Below are 18,207 nucleotides of genomic sequence, written 5' to 3'. Positions count from 1 at the left end.
CCCCTTCTCACGTACTCACGTACGGCCTACCGGTGGTCTCAGACCGCCGCCGCCGAATCCGCCGCCTGCGCCTTCAGGGCGCGCTCGACGCCCGCGCGGCACTCCGTCACCAGGCGCCGCAGCGCCGGGGCCGGCCGGTGCTCCGCGAGCCACGCGTCTGTCGCGTCCAGCGTCTCCCGCGACACCTGGAGCCTCGGGTAGAGGCCGACCACGATCTGCTGCACGATCTCGTGGCTGCGGGTCTCCGCGACGCCCTTGATCGCCCCGAAGTACCGCGCGGTGTACGGGGCGAGCAGCTCGCGCTGGTCGGACTGGACGAAGCCGCCGATCACGGCCTCCTGCACGGCGTTCGCCAGCTTGTCGTCCTCGACGACCGACGCCCAGGCCTCGGCCTTGGCCTCCTCCGACGGACGGGCCGCCCGCGCGGTCGCCGCGTGCCGCTCGCCCGCCGCCGTGCGGTCGCGCTCCAGCTCGGCCGCGATCTCCGCCTCGTCGTAGTCCCCGGTCGCCGCGAGCCGCTGCACGAACGCCCAGCGCAGCTCGGTGTCCACCGCCAGGCCCTCGATCGTCTCGCGCCCCTCCAGGAGGGACGCGAGCAGGTCGAGCTGCTGCGGGGTGCGGGCGGTCGCCGCGAAGGCGCGCGCCCACGCCAGCTGGTGGTCGCTCGCCGGCTCGGCCGCGCGCAGGTGCGCGAGCGTCGCCTCGGTCCAGCGGGAGAGCCCGGCCTCGCGCCACTCCGGCGCCGCGTACAGGTCGAGCGCCGCCTTGACCTGACCCTGGAGCGACTGCACCACGCCGATGTCGGACTCCTTGGCGATGCCCGAGAGCACCAGCTCCAGGTAGTCGCGGGTGGCCAGCTCGCCGTCGCGGGTCATGTCCCAGGCCGAGGCCCAGCACAGCGCGCGCGGCAGCGACTCGGCGAAGTCGCCCAAGTGCTCGGTGACGTTGGCCAGCGACACGTCGTCCAGGCGCACCTTGGCGTACGACAGGTCGTCGTCGTTGAGGAGGACGACCGCCGGACGGCTCTTGCCGGCCAGCTGCGGCACCTCGGTCCGCGCGGCCGCCGCGATGTCCAGCTCCAGGCGGTCGGTGCGCACGAGGCGGCCGGTCTCGTCGAGGTCGTAGAAGCCGATCGCGATCCGGTGCGGGCGCAGGACGGCCTCGCCCTTGGCGCCGGCGGGCAGCGCCGGGGCCTCCTGGAGGACCGTGAAGGCGGTGACGACGCCGTCCGCGTCGGTCTCGATCTCCGGGCGCAGGACGTTGATGCCGGCCGTCTCCAGCCACGCCTTCGACCAGGCGGTCAGGTCGCGGCCCGAGGTCTTCTCCAGGGCGCCGAGCAGGTCCGACAGGCGCGTGTTGCCGAAGGCGTGCGCCTTGAAGTACGCCTGCACGCCCTTGAAGAACTCGTCCTGGCCGACGTAGGCGACGAGCTGCTTGAGGACCGAGGCGCCCTTGGCGTACGTGATGCCGTCGAAGTTGACGAGCACGTCCTCCAGGTCGTTGATCTCGGCCATGATCGGGTGCGTGGAGGGCAGCTGGTCCTGGCGGTAGGCCCAGGTCTTCTCCGCGTTGGCGAAGGTGGTCCAGGCGTTCGGCCAGCGGGTGCCGGGCACGGCGGCCTGGCAGGCGACCGAGGTGTAGGTGGCGAACGACTCGTTCAGCCACAGGTCGTTCCACCACTCCATGGTGACGAGGTCGCCGAACCACATGTGGGCGAGCTCGTGCAGGATGGTCTCGGCCCGCCGCTCGTACGCCGCGTCCGTCACCTTCGAGCGGAAGACGTACTGGTCGCGGATGGTGACCGCGCCCGCGTTCTCCATCGCGCCCGCGTTGAACTCCGGCACGAAGAGCTGGTCGTACTTGGCGAACGGGTAGTCGTACGCGAACTTCTCCTGGAACCAGTCGAAGCCCTGGCGCGTGACGTCGAAGATGTGGTCCGCGTCGAGGAACTCGGCGAGCGACGGACGGCAGTAGATGCCGAGCGGGACGGTCTGCCCGTCCTTCTCGTACGCCGAGTGCACCGAGTGGTACGGGCCGACGATCAGGGCCGTGATGTACGTGGAGATCCGGGGCGTGGGCTCGAAGTGCCATACCGTCGAATCGGGGCCCTTGGGCTCCGGCGTCGGAGAGTTCGAGATGACCTTCCACCCGGCCGGGGCCTTCACGGTGAACTGGAAGGTCGCCTTGAGGTCGGGCTGCTCGAAGGAGGCGAACACGCGCCGCGCGTCCGGCACCTCGAACTGGGTGTACAGGTAGGCCTGGTCGTCGACCGGGTCGACGAAGCGGTGCAGGCCCTCACCGGTGTTGGTGTACGCGCAGTCGGCGACGACCTTGAGCTCGTTGCGGCCCTCCCGCAGGTGCGGCAGAGCGATCCGCGAGTCGCGGAAGACGGCGGCGACGTCCAGCGCGTGTCCGTTCAGGACGGCCTCGTGGACGGCGGGGGCGACGAGGTCGATGAAGGTCTCGGCGCCCGCCTCGGCGGAATCGAAGCGGACGGTGGTGACGGACCGGTAGGTGCCGCCCTCCTGCGCACCGGAGAGGTCGAGTTCGACCTCGTACGCGTCCACGGTCAGCAGCGCCGCCCGCTGCCGGGCCTCTTCACGGGTCAGGTTCGTACCAGGCACCCGGTCAACTCCTCTGTTTCATGACGATTGGCCCCATCCTTCCACGCGGCGGCTCAGCGGCGCACGGCACATTTCCACGGCCCGTCGCCGCTGATCCGGAGCAGCCCGGGACCCGCCACGGGGGCGCTCACCCGGACCTCGCCGATCTCGTTGACCAGCTGGATCCGCTCCTCGTCGTCGTGGAGCGGGTCCTCCGGCGGGGCGTGCCGGTGCACGGCGAAGTGGCCCTCCCCGTGGTGCAGGAAGTCGAGGACCCCGGGCGGCCCCTCGTAGACCACGAGGTCGTGCGCGATCCCCTCGACGTGGCTGTCGAAGCGGCGCGCGTGGGAGAGCGGGAGGACCCGCAGCGTCCAGGGGGCGTCGGCGTCCACCCGCAGGGTCAGCGGGCGGGAGCGCGGGACGAGGGCGACGGTCCGGGCCCGGACGTCGTCCTCGTACGCCATGAGCAGGAAGTCCTCGGCCCGCCCGTAGGCGTCGCAGGACTGCACCGTGGTGAGGAGCGAGTGGTACGACTCCACCTCCAGGAGCACCCAGCAGCCCCCGGGCAGCCCCGGGTCGCAGTGCACGGTCTCCTTGCCGCGCCCCTGGTACACGGCGGGCCGGAACTCGGGGCCGTACGGGACGGGCGGGGGCGGGGGCCCCGGACGCTCGTACTCCCGGTAAGCCGGGTACTCCGGGTACTCCCGGACCGGGGCCGCCGGAGCCGCATACGGAGGAGGCGGTACGTACCCCGGCCCCGGGATCGGGGGCGGCGGGGGCTCCACCACGATGCCGAAGTCCGTCGCGAGCCCGGCGAGCCCGGAGCCGTACCCCCGGCCGCCCGCGTGGAACCGCCAGCCGTCGCCCCACCGGTGGAACGCGCCGAGAACGAAGGCGGTCTCCGTCGTCGCCTCCCCGACCACCCGGTAGGCGACGGGCGCCCCCGCCGCGTCCGTGACCCGCACGTCGAGGCCGGGCACCCGCCCGAAGCCGCCCCCGTCGACGGAGGCGGCGACCACCAGCCGCCCCACGTCCGGCTCCACGCGCGCGAGGTCCAGCCACAGCCAGTCGGCGGCCCGGTCGCCGGGCGCGCCGGGCGCCGACCCGCCCAGGTGCCGCACGGCCCCCGAGGGGTGCTCGGGGTGGTTGCAGAAGACCAGGTCGGCGTCGCCCCGCACCCGCCCCGCGGGGCCCAGGAGCAGTAACGACACGTCCACGTCGGGCACCCCGTGCCCGGTCTGCCAGCCGATCGCCACATGGAGGGGCTGCGGGGGCACCGGCACGCCGTCCCCCTCGGGTATCCGGTTCATGGGGGAACTCTGGCACGGCCGGACGCGCCGGAGGGGCGGCTCCCACAACGGGAGACCGCCCCTCCGGTACGCGTACCGCAGGCTCTCAGCCCTTCAGCTCGGCCGCGACCAGCTCCGCGATCTGCACGGCGTTCAGCGCCGCGCCCTTGCGCAGGTTGTCGTTGGAGACGAAGAGCGCGAGGCCGTTGTCGACGGTCTCGTCCACGCGGATGCGGCCGACGTACGAGGCGTCCTTGCCGGCGGCCTGGAGCGGGGTCGGGATCTCGGAGAGCTCGACGCCCTCCGCGCCCTTCAGCAGCTCGTGGGCGCGCTCGACGCCGATCGGGCGCTCGAAGCGGGCGTTGACCTGGAGGGAGTGGCCGGAGAAGACCGGGACGCGCACACAGGTGCCGGAGACCTTGAGCTCCGGGATCTCCAGGATCTTGCGGGACTCGTTGCGGAGCTTCTGCTCCTCGTCGGTCTCGAAGGTGCCGTCGTCGACGATCGAGCCGGCCAGCGGGACCACGTTGAAGGCGATCGGGCGCCGGTAGACGCCGGGCTCCGGGAAGTCGACGGCCCCGCCGTCGTGGGCGAGCGCGGCGGCGTCCTGGGCGACGGCCTTGACCTGGCCGTCCAGCTCGGCCACACCGGCCACGCCCGAGCCGGAGACGGCCTGGTAGGTGGTGGCGACGAGGGCGACGAGGCCGGCCTCCTCGTGGAGCGGCTTGAGGACCGGCATCGCGGCCATCGTGGTGCAGTTCGGGTTGGCGATGATGCCCTTGGGGCGGTCCTTGACCGCGTGCGGGTTCACCTCGGAGACGACGAGGGGGACCTCGGGGTCGCGGCGCCAGGCGGAGGAGTTGTCGATCACGACGGCGCCCTGGGAGGCGACCTTCTCGGCGAGGGCCTTGGAGGTGGCGCCGCCGGCGGAGAAGAGCACGATGTCCAGGCCGGTGTAGTCGGCGGTGGAGGCGTCCTCGACCGTGACGCCGTCCACGACGGTGCCGGCGGAGCGGGCGGAGGCGAAGAGCCGCAGCTCGTCGAGCGGGAACTTCCGCTCGGCCAGGATGGTGCGCATGACTGTGCCGACCTGACCGGTGGCTCCGACGATTCCGACCTTCACGGGGACTCCTCCGTGCTCATGGGGACGTATGGGCGGGGGTGCTGCTCGTCCATCATGCGGGCGACCACGGTCGCCTTGTCCAATCCATTGTCCAAGGTCCGGGACGGAGACGGGGGAAACGGGGGAGGGGCGGGTGCCGGAACCGGCACCCGCCCCTCCCCGTCACGCGGTGTTACGGGGTGACCGCGCCGATCACGACGCTGCCGGTGCCCGCGACGGTGCCGCGGGCGTTGACGAGCTGCACCTCGCCGAAGAACTGGCGTCCCTCGGGAGCGGCGCCGGCGACGACGACCTCGGCCGTCACCGTGGCGGACCCGCCGTTGGGCAGGGCGGCCGGCTTCGAGCCGTCGACCTTCACGGTGCCGAGCGCGGACGAGTAGTACACGTCCTTGTAGTCGTACGTGGTGCCGCCCTCGGCCTGGACCGAGTAGCCGTCGACCACGACGGTGTACGTGCCCGCGGCCGGCTTCACCAGGGAGACGGCCTCCTCCGAGTCGCCGTCGGCGGCCTGCGCGACCTGCTTGCCGTTGAGCAGCACGGTCAGGTCGAGGTCGGCGGCGCGGTCGGAGGTGTTGCCGATGCCGATGTCGAGCCGCTCGACGCCCTCGCCGATGGTGACGGTCCGGGTGTGCGTCTCGTGGTGCCGGATGGTCGGCGTCTCGGTCTTCTGCGAGCCGAGGGAGCCGCCCTTGAGGGTGCCCTCGATGCCCGCGAAGCGGTTGGTGACCCTCCACTGGACGGGGGCCGGGGTGCCGACCTTCGCCTCGGGGACGGTCTGGACGGCCGGGTCGAAGTCGACGCCGAGCGCCGAGACGCCCAGGGTGTACGGGTTGTCCAGGTCCGGCGACGTGCGGCGGGCCTCGACCTCGATCTCCCAGACGCCCGGCGTCGGGTTCGGGTAGGAGCGCAGGTCGGGGCGGCAGGTGTTCGCCGGGTTGTAGTGCGGGTAGCAGCCCGTGGTCGCGGTCGGGTCGACCGGGACGCCGACCGGGTGGATCGCGATGAACCGGGTCTGGCTCTTCTCCTTCAGACCGGACAGCGCGACCTCCAGCGTCTTGGCGCCCTGGGGCACGGTGACGAAGTGGGAGGTGGTGCTGTTGCGCTGCACGGAGCCCCTGGCGGTGTAGCCGTAGGCCGGGGCGGCCAGGTCGTGCGCGACGACCGAGGTGGCGAGGATCTGCTTGTCGACGCCCTCGGTGCGCTCGTCGTCGGCCTCCAGGATGACGCTGTGCACGCCCGCGGAGGATGCCTTGGCCTGGAGCCTGACCGTGACCGGCTTGTTCAGCGGCAGGTAGATCCGGTCGTCACTGACGATGCGGAAGGTGCCGTCGTTGTACTTGAGGTCCAGGTCGTGCCGGACGGGACGGTCCGGGCCGCTGGTGCGCGTGACGGTGACGTCGTAGACCCGCTTCTGGCCGACCTTGAGGTCGCCCTCGCGGTCGTAGACGCCGGTGCCGGTGCGCGGGGCCGGGAAGATCAGGGTGTCGACCGGGGCCTGCACCGTGTAGTCGTGCGCCGTGGCGCCGTCCTTGATGGACTCCCAGGCCTCTTCGATGTCGATGCGGCCGGCGCCCTGCTCGTGCGCGGCGACCCCCGGGATCCGCTGGGCGGTGGAGGTCAGGGCGGTGCGCAGGGTGAGCGGGGAGAGCGCGATGCCCTTCTGCCTGGCGGCCGAGAGCAGCAGCGCGCTCGCGCCCGCCGCCTGCGGCGAGGACATCGAGGTGCCGTTGAGCATGCCGTAGCCGGCGGGCAGCGTGTAGCCCGACTCGGCGAGGCCGGCGCCCGGCAGCCAGGTCGGGATGGTGTTCACGGCCGAGCCGGGGGCGGTGATCGTCGGGGTGAAGCCGCCGTCCTCGCGCGGGCCGCGCGAGGAGAAGGGGAACATGGCGTACTTCTTGTCGACGGCCGAGCCGTAGTTGGCGGCCCAGGTGTCCTTGGAGACGGCCGCGCCGACCGAGAGGACCTTGTCGGCCAGGCCGGGGTCGCCGATCGTGTTGATGCCGGGGCCCGAGTTGCCGGCCGAGATGACCAGCTGGACGCCGTACTGGTCGATCAGGCGGGTGTAGAGGCGGGCGCGGACGTTGTCGCCGTCGTTCTGCTGCGGCAGGCCGCCGATCGACATGTTGACGATGTCGACGCCGCGGTTGACGACGAGGTCCGTCATGCCCTCGGTGAGGGCGGTGTTGGTGCAGCCGCCGGTCCAGGTGCACGCGCGCGAGGAGACGATCTTCGCGCCGGGCGCCGCGCCGTTCATCCTGCCGCCGAAGAGGCCGTGGGCGGCGGTGATGCCGGCGACGTGGGTGCCGTGCGAGGACTCGACGAGGCCGACGTTGACGAAGTCGGCCTTCTTGCCGACCCAGGTGCCGCCGGCCGGGTCCATCGGGACGTCCTTGCGGATCTCCACGACGAACGGGGTCTTCTCGACGACCTCGGTGGCCGGGTCGTCGGTACCGAAGTAGCCGATCTGGTACCCGTCCTTGTACGGCTTCATCGGCGCGTTGTCCGTGAAGTCGTTGTTCTGGTCGGTGTCCACGCGGACGGTTCCGGCGGCCGGGTCGTACAGCAGGCCGAAGACGTCGGTGGTGTCGCCGTCCCGGTTGATGTCACCGGCCGGGTCGCCGCCCGCGGTGATCGACTCGGTGAAGCGGCTGAACTGGTACGAGCCCTCCGGGGCCTTCCAGCTCTGCGCGGAGGAGGTGAAGACGGGGCCGGCGACCGGGGTGATCTGGGGACGCCAGGTGGCGTCGCCCTCGGTCAGCGGGTCCGTGGCGGTCACCCAGTCGACGATCTTGCGCTCGCCGGTGGTGGTCTTCTGCAGGGCCGGGTGACCGAGGTCGACGCCGGAGTCCAGGACGCCGATGGTCACGCCGCGGCCGTCGGCCTTGGGGTGGCTCTCGACGAAGTCGACCGCGCCCGTCTCGTGCGAGGGGTTGTACGGGTTCCTCGCCGGGGTCTTGCTGCTGGGGGCCGGGTACGTCTTCTTGACCGTGGTGCCCTCGACGGGGCCCTTCGAGCCGCCCGTGTCCGGACGCGGGTCGTCGAGCGGGATCTCGGCCTGGAGGTCGACGGCCTGGACCGAGGAGAGCGCGGTGGCGGCCCGGATGGCGGCCTCGGCCTTGGCGGTCGGCAGGGTGGCGCGGACGTAGCCGAGCGCGTCCTGCCGCTTGCCCACCGAGGCACCGGCGACGGCGTCCAGCTGGGCGGCGACCTGCTCGGTGGCGCCGGGGGCGGTGGCGACGAGGACGGTGACGTTCTTCTCGCCGCTCTCCTGCGCCTCGACGAGGCGCTGGGCGTCGACGGCGCCGAGCTTGTCGGCGGAGTCCGAGGACTTGACCGGGGGAGTGGTGCCCGGGTCGTCGGAGGCGAACGCGGGCACGGTGCCGGCCGCGACGAGCGCGGCGACGAGACCGGTGGCGGCCGCGATGCGCGCGGCGCGTCTCTGTCCGGGCACCGGGCGCCGGGCTATGAGGCCCGGAGTCTGGGGGGTGGCCATGTACATCCCTGTCTGTGAAGGAGAGGGTCCGGATATCGGTTCCGGATGACCGCTCAGCCTTTCGCAAATGACAGGGTTTTGGGGAGAGTTGACAGGGAGAAGGTGTGCGTCATGGCGTGAATCCGCCAGCGCGCCCGATGCGCCACCGGGGGCAAAGCGGTACCGACCGGGGCGTCACGCCTCCTTGGAGCGGGCGTGGTGCCGGGAGGCCTTGGCCCGGTTGCCGCAGACCGCCATCGAGCACCAGCGGCGGGTGCCGTTCCGCGAGGTGTCGAAGAAGTGCAGGACGCACGCCTCGTGGGCGCAGGCCCGGATCCGGTCGGGCGCGGTGCGCAGCAGGTCGAGGTGGTCGCGGGCGGCGGTCCAGCCCGGCCCCCACGCCGGGTCCGCGAACTCGGGCTCCTCGCCGGGGCCCTCGGCGGTGAGCGTGGCCCGGATGCGGCCGTGGCCGAGGACGGCGTCGACGCGGGCGGTGGCGGCGGGGTCGCCGGGGCGGTCGACGAGCGCGGCGAGCGCGTCCCGGGCGGCGAGGGTGTGGCGCAGGGTGGTGGCGTCGGCGGTGAACCGCCCCGCCAGACCGTTGGCGGCGAGCCAGACGGCGAGCCCGTCGACGCCGGTGAGCAGGTCCCGGCGGGCGCCCTCCTCGATCCAGCGGGTGTTGAGCAGGTCGAGGGAGACGGGCTCGCCGGTGAGCGGCCGGGGGTCGACGGCGGTCATGGGCGGGCACCCTCCTCGTTCTCCTCGCACACTAACCCCTCAAGAGTACGTGAGCGGTTGACGCCTGCTTCGACTAACCCTTAATGTCGAATTAGAGGGTTAGCTCACACAGGGCGGCCCGCACGGGAGGGAACCGTCATGTCCGCGATCGGCACGCTCACCACCCACCACGTCGGCATCAACGTCACGGACCTGGAGCGCTCGCTCGCCTTCTACGCCGAGGTGCTCGGCTTCGAGGTGCTCGGGAGGGGCGCGGAGGGGGAGCGCGGCCACGCCTTCCTCGGCCGGGACGGCCGCCTGGTGATCACCCTCTGGCAGCAGGCCGAGGGCGCCTACGACTCCGGCCGCCCCGGCCTCCACCACCTCGCCTTCGAGGCCGAGTCCGTCGACCACGTCCGCGCCGCCGAGGCCGCGCTCACCGCGCGCGGCGCCACGTTCGCGTACGAGGGCCTCGTCGCCCACCGGGAGGGCGCGGCCGCCGGCGGCATCTTCTTCCACGACCCCGACGGCACCCGCCTGGAGATCTCCGTCCCGAAGGGCGCCGAGACGGCCCCGGCCCCGTCGGGCACGGCCCCCGCCTGCGGCTTCTTCTAGGGCCTGTCCGACCCTGATCGCCGGACAGGCCCCGGACGGAACCCGGCCCACACCCCCCGGAGGAACCCCATGGACGCCTACCACCCCGGATCACTCGCCGTGCAGGAGCGCGTCGGCGTCCGTGACCTCGCCGAGCACGTGGGCCGCTCCGTCGGCGCCGGCATCCGCCCGGTCGCCGCCGCCTTCCTGGAGGCCCAGCCGATGCTGGTGATCGGCGCGGCGGACGCCGCCGGGCACGTCTGGGCGAGCCTGCTCACCGGCCCGCCCGGCTTCGCCCGCGCCACCGGCCCGCACACCGTCTCCGTCGCCGGCGGCGTCCCCGCCCACGACCCGCTCGCCGGCGCGATCACCGAGGCCGGCACGCCCGTCGGCACCCTCGCCCTCGATCCCCGCACCCGCCGCCGCATGCGCCTCAACGGCACCGCCCGCCCCAGCCGCCGCGGCTTCACCGTCGAGGCGGAACAGGTCTTCTCCAACTGCCCCAAGTACCTCCAGAAGAGGGAGTGGTACGGCTCCGAGCCCGCGGGCCCCGGAACCGGCACCCCGCACCACGGCGCGACGCTCACCCCCGCCCAGGCGGACCGCGTCCGGACGGCGGACACCTTCTTCGTGGCCACCGCCGCCCCCGACGGGGCCGACACGAGCCACCGGGGCGGCAACCCCGGCTTCGTCCGGGTCGACGGGCCCCGGGAGCTGAGCTGGCGGGACTACCCGGGCAACGCGATGTTCCTGACCCTGGGCAACCTGGAGTCGGACGGCCGCACCGGCCTGCTCTTCCTGGACTGGGAGACCGGGACGACCCTCCAGCTCGGCGGCCTCGCGCGCACCGAGTACGGCTCCGGGGAGCGGGTGGTCCGCTTCCGCGTCGACCGCGTGGTGGAGACGCCGGGGGCCAGCCCCCTGCGCTGGTCGCCCCCGGAGTACTCCCCGGCGAACCCGGCCACGCCCTGACGACGGGGCCCACGCGAACGTCCCACCCGGGCCCCCCGTCCCCGGCCGCCCGCCCGGCCCCGCCCCCGGGTCCTCCTCGGCGCCACCGCCGCCACGGCCGTCGTCGTCGCCCTCCGGGCCACGCCCTTCTGGTCGTTTATCGGCCTTCTCGCCCTCGCCTGCCTCCTCCTGGTCGCCGCCGGCCTCGCGGCCGCCCCCGCGACGGGACGGACGTGTCCCGCGTACTGGGTCTAACCTCGTTTCATGAAGCAGGAGTTGAGGGTGGCGGCCTACGCCGTGTGCGTCCGGGACGACGAGATCCTCCTCGCCCGCTGGGTGGCGGGCGACGGCAGCAGGCTGTGGACCCTGCCGGGCGGCGGCATGGACCACGGCGAGGAGCCCGCCCGGACCATGGTCCGGGAAGTGGAGGAGGAGACCGGCTACACCGCCGAACCCGTCGCCCTCCTCGGCATCGACTCCGTCCGGCGCTCCTGGCCGCGCCGCTTCGCCGGACCCGGCGACTTCCAGGGCCTCCGGATCGTCTACGAGGCCCGGATCGCAGGCGGCGAACTGCGCCACGAGACCGGCGGCTCCACCGACCTGGCCGCCTGGCACCCGCTCTCCGCCGTGTCCGGACTGCCCCGCGTCGAACTCGTCGACATCGGCCTCGACCTGTGGCGCGAGCGGCCCCCGACCGGCCGTTCCCGGCTGAGCGTGCCGCGCGACCCCGCCCTTCCGGCGAACGGCTGAAAACGGCTCAACCACCCCCGGTCCGCTCAACCCTCCCGGCACCCCGGCGAGTCCTGCCCGCCGACCGAGGCACACGCCGCGCAGAGTCCCAGGGGAGCCCGCATGCCAGCCGTACGCACCACCCGTACCCTCCGCACCACCGTCGCCGCCGTCCTCGCGGCGGGCCTCACCGCCACCGCCCTCGCCACCCCCGCCCTCGCGGCCTCCGAACCCCGGCAGCGGGGCCACGCGGCCACCCAGCGCGCGCTCCAGGCGCAGGTCGACGCGGGCGTGCCCGGCGCCGTCGCGCAGGCCCGCGACGGACGGGGGAACTGGACCGGCACCGCCGGCGAGCGCGGAGGCGACGACCGCTACCGCGTCGGCTCCCTCACCAAGACCTTCGTCTCCACCGTCCTCCTCCAGCTCCAGGCCGAGCGCCGGATCGACCTCGACGACCCGGTCGAGAAGTGGCTGCCCGGCGTCGTCCGGGGCAACGGCCACGACGGCCGGCGGATCACCGTGCGCCAGCTCCTCAACCACACCAGCGGCGTCTTCGACGTCACCTCCGACCCCGGCTTCCAGGAGAAGGTCTTCGGCCCCGGCTTCCTGGAGCACCGCTACGACACCTGGACCCCGCGCCGGCTCGTCGACGTGGCGCTTGCCCACCCCGCCGACTTCGAGCCCGGCACGAGCTGGAGCTACTCCAACACCAACTACGTCCTCGCCGGCATGATCATCGAGAAGGTCACCGGCCGCCCCTACGGGAAGGCCGTCGAGAACCGGATCATCAAGCCCCTGAAGCTGCGCGCCACCAGCGTTCCCGGCACCCGCCCGTCGATGCCGAGGCCCAGCAGCCCGGCCTGGTCCACGCTCTCCCAGGACCCCGGCGCGCCCGTCCACGACGTCTCCCGGCTCAATCCGTCCATCGCCGGAGCGGCGGGCGAGATCATCTCCGACTCGAACGACCTCCAGACCTTCTACCGGGCCCTGCTCAAGGGCCGGCTGCTGCCGAAGGCGGAGATGCGGGAGCTGACCACCACCGTCCAGATCGCCCCGGAGGTCCCGCGGATCCGGTACGGGCTCGGGATCATGTGGGAGAAGCTGAGCTGCGGCGAGGAGATCTGGGGCCACGCCGGCGGCATCCACGGCTCCTCCACCGAGGGCCGGGTCACCCGCGACGGCGAGCACTCCCTCGCCCTGAACCTCAACGCCGACTGGACCGGCGACGGCGCCGCCGTCCTGGAGGCCGAGTTCTGCGGCACCTCCCCCCGGAGCTAGCTCACCGGGGCAGGACGACGACGTACGCGGCGGGGTGCCGGTCCGGCGCGGCCATCAGGGCCGTGCGGACCACGGCGGCCTGCTGGTCCGTCGCCTCGCGCAGCTTGCGCGGGGTGAGGTGGACGACCGTGATGCCGAGCCGCTCCAGGTGCTCGCGCTTGCGGGCGTGCTCGGACCACAGCTCGTCGTCGTCCTGCCGGGGCGCCCGGGTGTCCAGCTCGACGGCCACCGCCTGGTCGGGCCAGTAGGCGTCCACCCCGCCCAGGTGCGGGCCGCCCGGCAGCCGCAGGTCCACGTTCCACAGCGGGTCCGGAAGGCCGAACTCCCGCACCAGCGCGTACAGCCGCTCCTCGGAGAGCGAGCGCCCCTCGGAGAGCAGCGCGTCCACCGCGTCCACCACGTGCGGCCGGGAGAGCAGCCGGGCCCGGCTCAGCTCCCGCACGATCAAACCCGGTTCGCAGTGTCCGCCGCGCACCGCCTCGGTGAGCAGCGCGCGGACCGCCTCCGCCTCCGCCTCCGAGAGGCCCGACACCGCGTCGGCGACGGCGCGGGCGACCGGGGCGACGGGGACACCGGTGAGCTGGACGGGCTCCGGCACCTCCGGGGCGCGCACCACCCGCACCCAGCCGGTCGAGCGCAGCCGCCGGGTGCGCGGCACCAGGACGTCGATCCGCTCCAGGGCGGTGAGCGGGGGAGCGGAGGAGAAGCGGTGCAGGGTCAGGGCGGCGAGCCCGGTGATCATCGCCTCCGGACCCTGCTGCGGCAGGGTCCCGGGCCTGCGGGCGTAGAGCAGCGCGGCGTGCAGCCGGTCCTCGCTGGTGGGCGGACCCGGCTGGAGCAGGAAGACGCCGGGCAGCACCTGCTGCCACCCGCCGGGCCGGCACCGCGCGGCGACGTCGGCGGCGGGAACGCCCTGCGCCCTCAACTGGTCGGAACTGGCGAGGCGCTGGGGCTTCCCGGTGCGGGAGGAGAGGGGGAGGGGCCGGGGGGTGAGGGGGGCGTTGTGGTTCATGCCGGGGGTCTTCCGCTTCCGAAGGCTCCCCTAACCCCTGTTACACGCTCGTCGACAATTGGGGACAAGCTCGCCCTAAAGTACGCGCGTTCGAATGCCGATGGGGCACGTCCCCGCCCCGCGCACGCGATGGCGGGGGCCGCGGGCCGAAGCCCGCGACCCCCGCCGCGTTCAGCCGGGCGTCACTCCGCCGCGCGGTCGCACTCCTGCGCGCGCAGGGCCCGCGCCAGGTCGTCGCGGGCCTCCAGGACCAGGCGCCGCAGGGCCGGCGCGGCCGACTCGTGGGACGACAGCCAGGCGTCCGTGGCGGCCAGCGTCGCGTCGTCGTCCTGGAGCCCCGGGAACAGGCCCCGGACCACGTCCATGCCGATCTGGATCGACCGCTCGGCCCAGATCCGCTCGATCGTCGCGAAGTACTTCTCGGCGTACGGGGCGATCAGCTCGCGCTGCGAGGGCTGCGCGAAGCCCGTGATCGTCGCCTCGACCAGCGCGTTCGACAGGGCGTCCGACTCGACGACCTGCGCCCAGGCCTGCGCCTTGACCGCCGCCGAGGGGCGCGAGGCGAGCAGCCGCACCTGGTGGCGCTTGCCCGTCGCCGTGTCGTCCCGGGTCAGCTCCTCGCCGATCCGGACCTCGTCCGCCCGCCCGTGCGCGGCGAGCGGCGAGAGCAGCGCCCAGCGCAGCTCCTGGTCGACGTCCAGGCCGTCGATCCGCGCCGTGCCGTCGAGCAGCCCCTCCAGGAGCTGGAGGTCGGCGTCCGAGGAGGCCGTCGCCGCGAGGAACCGCGCCCAGGTGAGCTGGTGCTCGCTGCCCGGCTCCGCCGCCCGCAGCTCGCGCAGCCCGCCCTCCGCGAGCAGCCGGCCGCCCTCCTCGCGCCACTCGGGAGCCGCGTACAGGGTGACGGCCGACTTCGTCCAGGCGTGCACCATCTGGAGCACGCCGATCTCGGTCTCGCGGCCCGCGAAGGCCAGTACGACGGCGACGAAGTCCCGGGCGGGCATCAGCCCGTCGCGGGTCAGGTTCCACAGCGCCGACCAGCACAGGGCGCGGGCCAGCGGGTCGGTGACGTCGCCGAGGTGCTCCCGCAGGGTGGCGAGCGAGCCCTCGTCGAAGCGCATCTTGCAGTAGGTGAGGTCGTCGTCGTTGACGAGCACCAGGTCCGGCCGCTCCTCGCCCGCCAGGTCGGCCACCACCGTGCGGACGCCGGTGACGTCCGCCTCGGCCCGCGCGTACCGGGTGAGCGCGCCGTCCGCGTCCAGCCGGTAGAGGCCCACGGCCGTCCGGTGCGGACGCAGTTCGTCGCCCTCCTGGAGGACGGCGAGCTCGGTGATCCGGCCCTCGGCGTCGTAGGTGACGTCCGGCGCCAGGACGTTCACGCCCGAGGTCTGGAGCCAGGACTTCGCCCACGCCCGCATGTCGCGCCCGGAGGTCTCCTCCAGGATCGTGAGCAGGTCGCCCAGGCGCGTGTTCCCGTACGCGTGGCGCTTGAAGTAGCGGCGCGCGCCCTCCAGGAACGCGTCCCGCCCGGCGTACGCCACGAGCTGCTTGAGCACCGAGGCGCCCTTGGCGTACGTGATGCCGTCGAAGTTCAGCTTGGCGTCCTCCAGGTCACGGATGTCGGCCGTGATCGGATGGGTGGACGGCAGCTGGTCGGCGCGGTACGCCCAGGACTTGCGGTTGTTGGCGAAGGTCACCCAGCTGTTCGTGAAGCGGGTCGCCTCGGCGTTCACGAAGGAGCCCATGAAGTCCGCGAAGGACTCCTTCAGCCACAGGTCGTCCCACCACACCATGGTGACCAGGTCGCCGAACCACATGTGCGCCATCTCGTGCAGGACGACGTTGGCCCGCGCCTCGTACGAGGCCTGCGTGACCTTGCCCCGGAAGACGTACTCCTCGCGGAAGGTCACCATGCCCGGGTTCTCCATCGCGCCGAGGTTGTACTCGGGGACGAAGGCCTGGTCGTACTTCCCGAAGGGGTACGGGTAGTCGAAGTTGTCGTGGAAGAAGTCGAAGCCCTGCTTGGTGATCAGGAAGACGTCGTCCGCGTCGAAGTGCTTCGCGAGCCCCTTGCGGCACATCGCCCCGAGCGGGATCTCCAGGTCCCCGCGCCGGTAGGTGTCGGTCACGTAGTGGTACGGACCGGCGACCACGCAGGTGATGTACGTGGAGATCGGCGCCGTCTCGGCGAACCGCCACACGCCCTCCGCGTCCCGCTCGCCCGCGCCGTTCGACCAGACCGTCCACTCCTCCGGCGCGGTCACCGAGAAGCGGTACGGCGCCTTCAGGTCGGGCTGCTCGAAGTTGGCGTAGACCCGGCGGGCGTCGGCCGGCTCGTACTGCGTGTAGAGGTAGACCTCGCCGTCCTCCGGGTCGACGAAGCGGTGCATGCCCTCGCCGGTCCGGCTGTAGGCGCACCGCGCCTCCACGACGAGCGTGTTCTCGTCCTCCAGGCCGTCGAGCGCGATCCGCGCGCCGTCGAAGACCTCCGCCGGGTCCAGGGACCGCCCGTTCAGGGTCACCGCCTCCACGGACGGGGCGATCAGGTCCGCGAAGGTGCTCGTGCCCGTCCCCGTGCGGCGGAAGCGGATCGTCGTCACCGAGCGGAAGGTGCGCACCGCCTCGTCGGACTCGCCGACCGCCGAGCGCAGGTCGAGGTCGACCTCGTACCCGTCGACGGACAGCAGTGCCGCCCGCTCGTGGGCCTCGTCGCGGGACAGATTCTCACCGGGCACGGTCACTCCTTCGTGGCACGTTCGAAACAGCACCGATCCTCCCATGTGCCCCTGTCGCCCGGTACACGGGAATGCCCATCCGGGTCCGTGGCGTTCTCCCCCTTCGGCGCACCACCTTCTTCTTCCCGCGGCCGTACCGAGGAGTGACATGTCCGAGAGCAGGACCACCGCAGACTTCTACTTCGACCCGCTGTGCCCCTGGGCCTGGATGACCTCCCGCTGGATGCTGGAGGTGGAGAAGGTGCGCCCGGTCGACGTGCGCTGGAAGGTGATGAGCCTGGCGGTGCTCAACGAGGACCGGCTCGACGAGCTCCCGCAGGAGTACCGGGAGATGCTGGAGACCAAGGCCTGGGGCCCGGTCCGCGTGGTGATCGCCGCCCGCGAGCTGCACGGCGACGAGGTCGTCGGAAAGCTCTACACCGCGCTCGGCACCCGCTTCCACAACAACGGCGAGGGCCCGACCCGCGAGGCGCTCGTCGGCGCGCTGAAGGACGTCGGCCTGCCCGAGGACCTGGTGGAGTACGCGGACAAGGACACGTACGACGCCGAGCTGCGCGCCTCCCACAAGGAGGGCATTGACAAGGTCGGCCAGGACGTCGGCACCCCGGTGATCGCGGTGCCCGGCCCGGACGGCGAGGAGGTCGCCTTCTTCGGACCGGTCGTCACCCCGGCCCCGCGCGGCGAGGCGGCGGCCCGGCTGTGGGACGGCACGCTGCTCGTGGCGGCGACGCCGGGCTTCTACGAGATCAAGCGCACCCGGACGGCGGCGCCGAGCTTCGAGTAGTCACCGCCGCAGGCACAGAAGAACCCCCGCGATTCACGTCATCGCGGGGGTTCTTCCTCATTCCGCCCGCACGTGAAGGTTGAGAAGACGATCACGAGTGGGACGACGGAGGGCCGATCAGAAGGAGATCAGCGGGACCGAGGCCTTGGCGGCGTGGTAGCGCTTGTTCACGTCCTGCCAGTTGACGACCTGCCACATGGCCTCGATGAAGTCGACCTTCTGGTTCTTGTACTGGAGGTAGAAGGCGTGCTCCCAGGCGTCGAAGACCAGGATCGGGACCGAGCCCTGGCCGACGTTGCCCTGGTGGTCGTAGACCTGCTCGACGATGAGGCGGCCGCTGATCGGCTCGTACGCGAGGACGCCCCAGCCGGAGCCCTGGGTGGTCGCGGAGGCCTTGGTCAGCTGGGCCTTGAACTTCGCGAAGGAGCCGAAGGACTCGGTGATCGCGTCCGCGAGGTCACCGACGCCGTCGGCGGCCAGCGGCTCGCCGCCGCCGCCCTCCTTCGGGCTGTTCATGTTGTTCCAGTAGATGGAGTGGAGGATGTGGCCCGAGAGGTGGAACGCGAGGTTCTTCTCCAGCCCGTTGATAGACCCCCACTGGTCCTTGTCGCGGGCTTCCTCCAGCTGCTCCAGGGTGTCGTTCGCGCCCTTGACGTAAGCCGCGTGGTGCTTGTCGTGGTGCAGCTCGATGATCTGCGGATTGATCACCGGCTCCAGCGCCGCGTAGTCGTACGGCAGCTCGGGAAGTGTGTAGATCGGCATGTGCCCGGCCCTTCGACTGCTCCTGCTTATTGCAACCTGTATGCAGGTGCAGGCTAACAGTAGGTGCGTCCCGTAGTTGATCAGCCCTTCGTCCTAGGTCCCGTGTCCCGGCATGGAGAAACCCCCGGACCGGGTGCGGTCCGGGGGTCTCCCGTCGGTGC

General features: G+C 72.5%; 13 protein-coding genes. 5 read left to right on the top strand and 8 right to left on the bottom strand.

The window, feature by feature from the left end; translation table 11 throughout:
- Positions 1 to 38: 38 nt before the first annotated feature.
- The 5 genes from pepN (AB0398_RS13785) to AB0398_RS13765 all read right to left on the bottom strand — a co-directional run bounded on the left by pepN (AB0398_RS13785) (position 39) and on the right by AB0398_RS13765 (position 9,225).
- Entirely contained in the window at positions 39 to 2,624 is a 2,586-nt protein-coding gene (pepN, locus tag AB0398_RS13785; RefSeq protein ID WP_366374724.1) for an aminopeptidase N, read from the bottom strand.
- A 53-nt stretch (positions 2,625 to 2,677) separates the two neighbouring features.
- Positions 2,678 to 3,913, bottom strand: coding sequence for a TerD family protein (locus AB0398_RS13780; protein ID WP_366374722.1), 1,236 nt, complete (start codon positions 3,911 to 3,913; stop codon positions 2,678 to 2,680).
- A gap of 85 nt (positions 3,914 to 3,998) precedes the next feature.
- Complete coding sequence (locus tag AB0398_RS13775; RefSeq protein WP_366374721.1) at positions 3,999 to 5,015, bottom strand: aspartate-semialdehyde dehydrogenase; 1,017 nt, start codon at positions 5,013 to 5,015, stop codon at positions 3,999 to 4,001.
- 172 nt (positions 5,016 to 5,187) lie between these two features.
- Positions 5,188 to 8,508 (bottom strand): S8 family serine peptidase, encoded by a 3,321-nt coding sequence (locus AB0398_RS13770; protein WP_366374719.1) that lies wholly within the window; start codon positions 8,506 to 8,508, stop codon positions 5,188 to 5,190.
- A gap of 174 nt (positions 8,509 to 8,682) precedes the next feature.
- Entirely contained in the window at positions 8,683 to 9,225 is a 543-nt protein-coding gene (locus tag AB0398_RS13765) for a CGNR zinc finger domain-containing protein (protein ID WP_366374717.1), read from the bottom strand.
- A gap of 138 nt (positions 9,226 to 9,363) precedes the next feature.
- On the opposite strand from AB0398_RS13765, the gene AB0398_RS13760 reads away from it, so the two are divergent.
- From AB0398_RS13760 to AB0398_RS13745, 4 genes are all read left to right on the top strand, one after another.
- The gene (locus AB0398_RS13760) at positions 9,364 to 9,819 is read left to right on the top strand and encodes a VOC family protein (protein WP_366374715.1); all 456 of its coding nucleotides are present in this window, start codon (positions 9,364 to 9,366) and stop codon (positions 9,817 to 9,819) included.
- Positions 9,820 to 9,888: 69 nt separating this feature from the next.
- On the top strand, positions 9,889 to 10,770 hold the full coding sequence (locus AB0398_RS13755; protein WP_366374713.1) for a pyridoxamine 5'-phosphate oxidase family protein: 882 nt from the start codon (positions 9,889 to 9,891) through the stop codon (positions 10,768 to 10,770).
- A gap of 243 nt (positions 10,771 to 11,013) precedes the next feature.
- Positions 11,014 to 11,499 carry an NUDIX hydrolase gene (locus AB0398_RS13750; RefSeq protein WP_366374711.1) on the top strand — a complete coding sequence of 162 codons (486 nt, stop codon included), beginning with the start codon at positions 11,014 to 11,016 and terminating at the stop codon, positions 11,497 to 11,499.
- Positions 11,500 to 11,601: 102 nt separating this feature from the next.
- Positions 11,602 to 12,756: a serine hydrolase domain-containing protein gene (locus tag AB0398_RS13745; RefSeq protein ID WP_366374709.1), complete on the top strand. Its 1,155-nt coding sequence runs from the start codon at positions 11,602 to 11,604 to the stop codon at positions 12,754 to 12,756.
- A 1-nt stretch (position 12,757) separates the two neighbouring features.
- On the opposite strand, the gene AB0398_RS13740 is transcribed toward AB0398_RS13745, so the two are convergent.
- Together AB0398_RS13740 and pepN (AB0398_RS13735) are read right to left on the bottom strand one after the other, a co-directional pair.
- Positions 12,758 to 13,768, bottom strand: coding sequence for a hypothetical protein (locus AB0398_RS13740; RefSeq protein ID WP_366374707.1), 1,011 nt, complete (start codon positions 13,766 to 13,768; stop codon positions 12,758 to 12,760).
- Between the two features lie 182 nt (positions 13,769 to 13,950).
- Positions 13,951 to 16,500, bottom strand: a complete 2,550-nt coding sequence (gene pepN, locus AB0398_RS13735; RefSeq protein ID WP_366374705.1) for an aminopeptidase N — start codon at positions 16,498 to 16,500, stop codon at positions 13,951 to 13,953.
- A 148-nt stretch (positions 16,501 to 16,648) separates the two neighbouring features.
- Here pepN (AB0398_RS13735) and AB0398_RS13730 point away from each other — a divergent pair, with 148 nt between their 5' ends.
- The gene (locus tag AB0398_RS13730) at positions 16,649 to 17,284 is read left to right on the top strand and encodes a DsbA family protein (protein WP_366374703.1); all 636 of its coding nucleotides are present in this window, start codon (positions 16,649 to 16,651) and stop codon (positions 17,282 to 17,284) included.
- 117 nt (positions 17,285 to 17,401) lie between these two features.
- Here the strand turns inward: AB0398_RS13730 and AB0398_RS13725 are convergent, their stop codons facing one another.
- On the bottom strand, positions 17,402 to 18,046 hold the full coding sequence (locus tag AB0398_RS13725) for a superoxide dismutase (protein WP_366374701.1): 645 nt from the start codon (positions 18,044 to 18,046) through the stop codon (positions 17,402 to 17,404).
- Positions 18,047 to 18,207: the final 161 nt, after the last annotated feature.

Source organism: Streptomyces sp. NPDC086147 (assembly GCF_040702165.1).
In the GTDB taxonomy this organism is placed as follows: Bacteria; Actinomycetota; Actinomycetes; order Streptomycetales; family Streptomycetaceae; genus Streptomyces.
This window is presented reverse-complemented; position numbering and strand designations above follow the sequence as displayed.

Bases quoted from the DNA above. Each gene is read 5' to 3' on its own strand.
- AB0398_RS13780 (WP_366374722.1), bottom strand. From the start codon at position 3,913: ATGAACCGGATACCCGAGGGGGACGGCGTGCCGGTGCCCCCGCAGCCC.
- AB0398_RS13770 (WP_366374719.1), bottom strand. From the start codon at position 8,508: ATGGCCACCCCCCAGACTCCGGGCCTCATAGCCCGGCGCCCGGTGCCC.
- AB0398_RS13765 (WP_366374717.1), bottom strand. From the start codon at position 9,225: ATGACCGCCGTCGACCCCCGGCCGCTCACCGGCGAGCCCGTCTCCCTC.
- AB0398_RS13760 (WP_366374715.1), top strand. From the start codon at position 9,364: ATGTCCGCGATCGGCACGCTCACCACCCACCACGTCGGCATCAACGTC.
- AB0398_RS13755 (WP_366374713.1), top strand. From the start codon at position 9,889: ATGGACGCCTACCACCCCGGATCACTCGCCGTGCAGGAGCGCGTCGGC.
- AB0398_RS13750 (WP_366374711.1), top strand. From the start codon at position 11,014: ATGAAGCAGGAGTTGAGGGTGGCGGCCTACGCCGTGTGCGTCCGGGAC.
- AB0398_RS13745 (WP_366374709.1), top strand. From the start codon at position 11,602: ATGCCAGCCGTACGCACCACCCGTACCCTCCGCACCACCGTCGCCGCC.
- AB0398_RS13740 (WP_366374707.1), bottom strand. From the start codon at position 13,768: ATGAACCACAACGCCCCCCTCACCCCCCGGCCCCTCCCCCTCTCCTCC.
- AB0398_RS13730 (WP_366374703.1), top strand. From the start codon at position 16,649: ATGTCCGAGAGCAGGACCACCGCAGACTTCTACTTCGACCCGCTGTGC.
- AB0398_RS13725 (WP_366374701.1), bottom strand. From the start codon at position 18,046: ATGCCGATCTACACACTTCCCGAGCTGCCGTACGACTACGCGGCGCTG.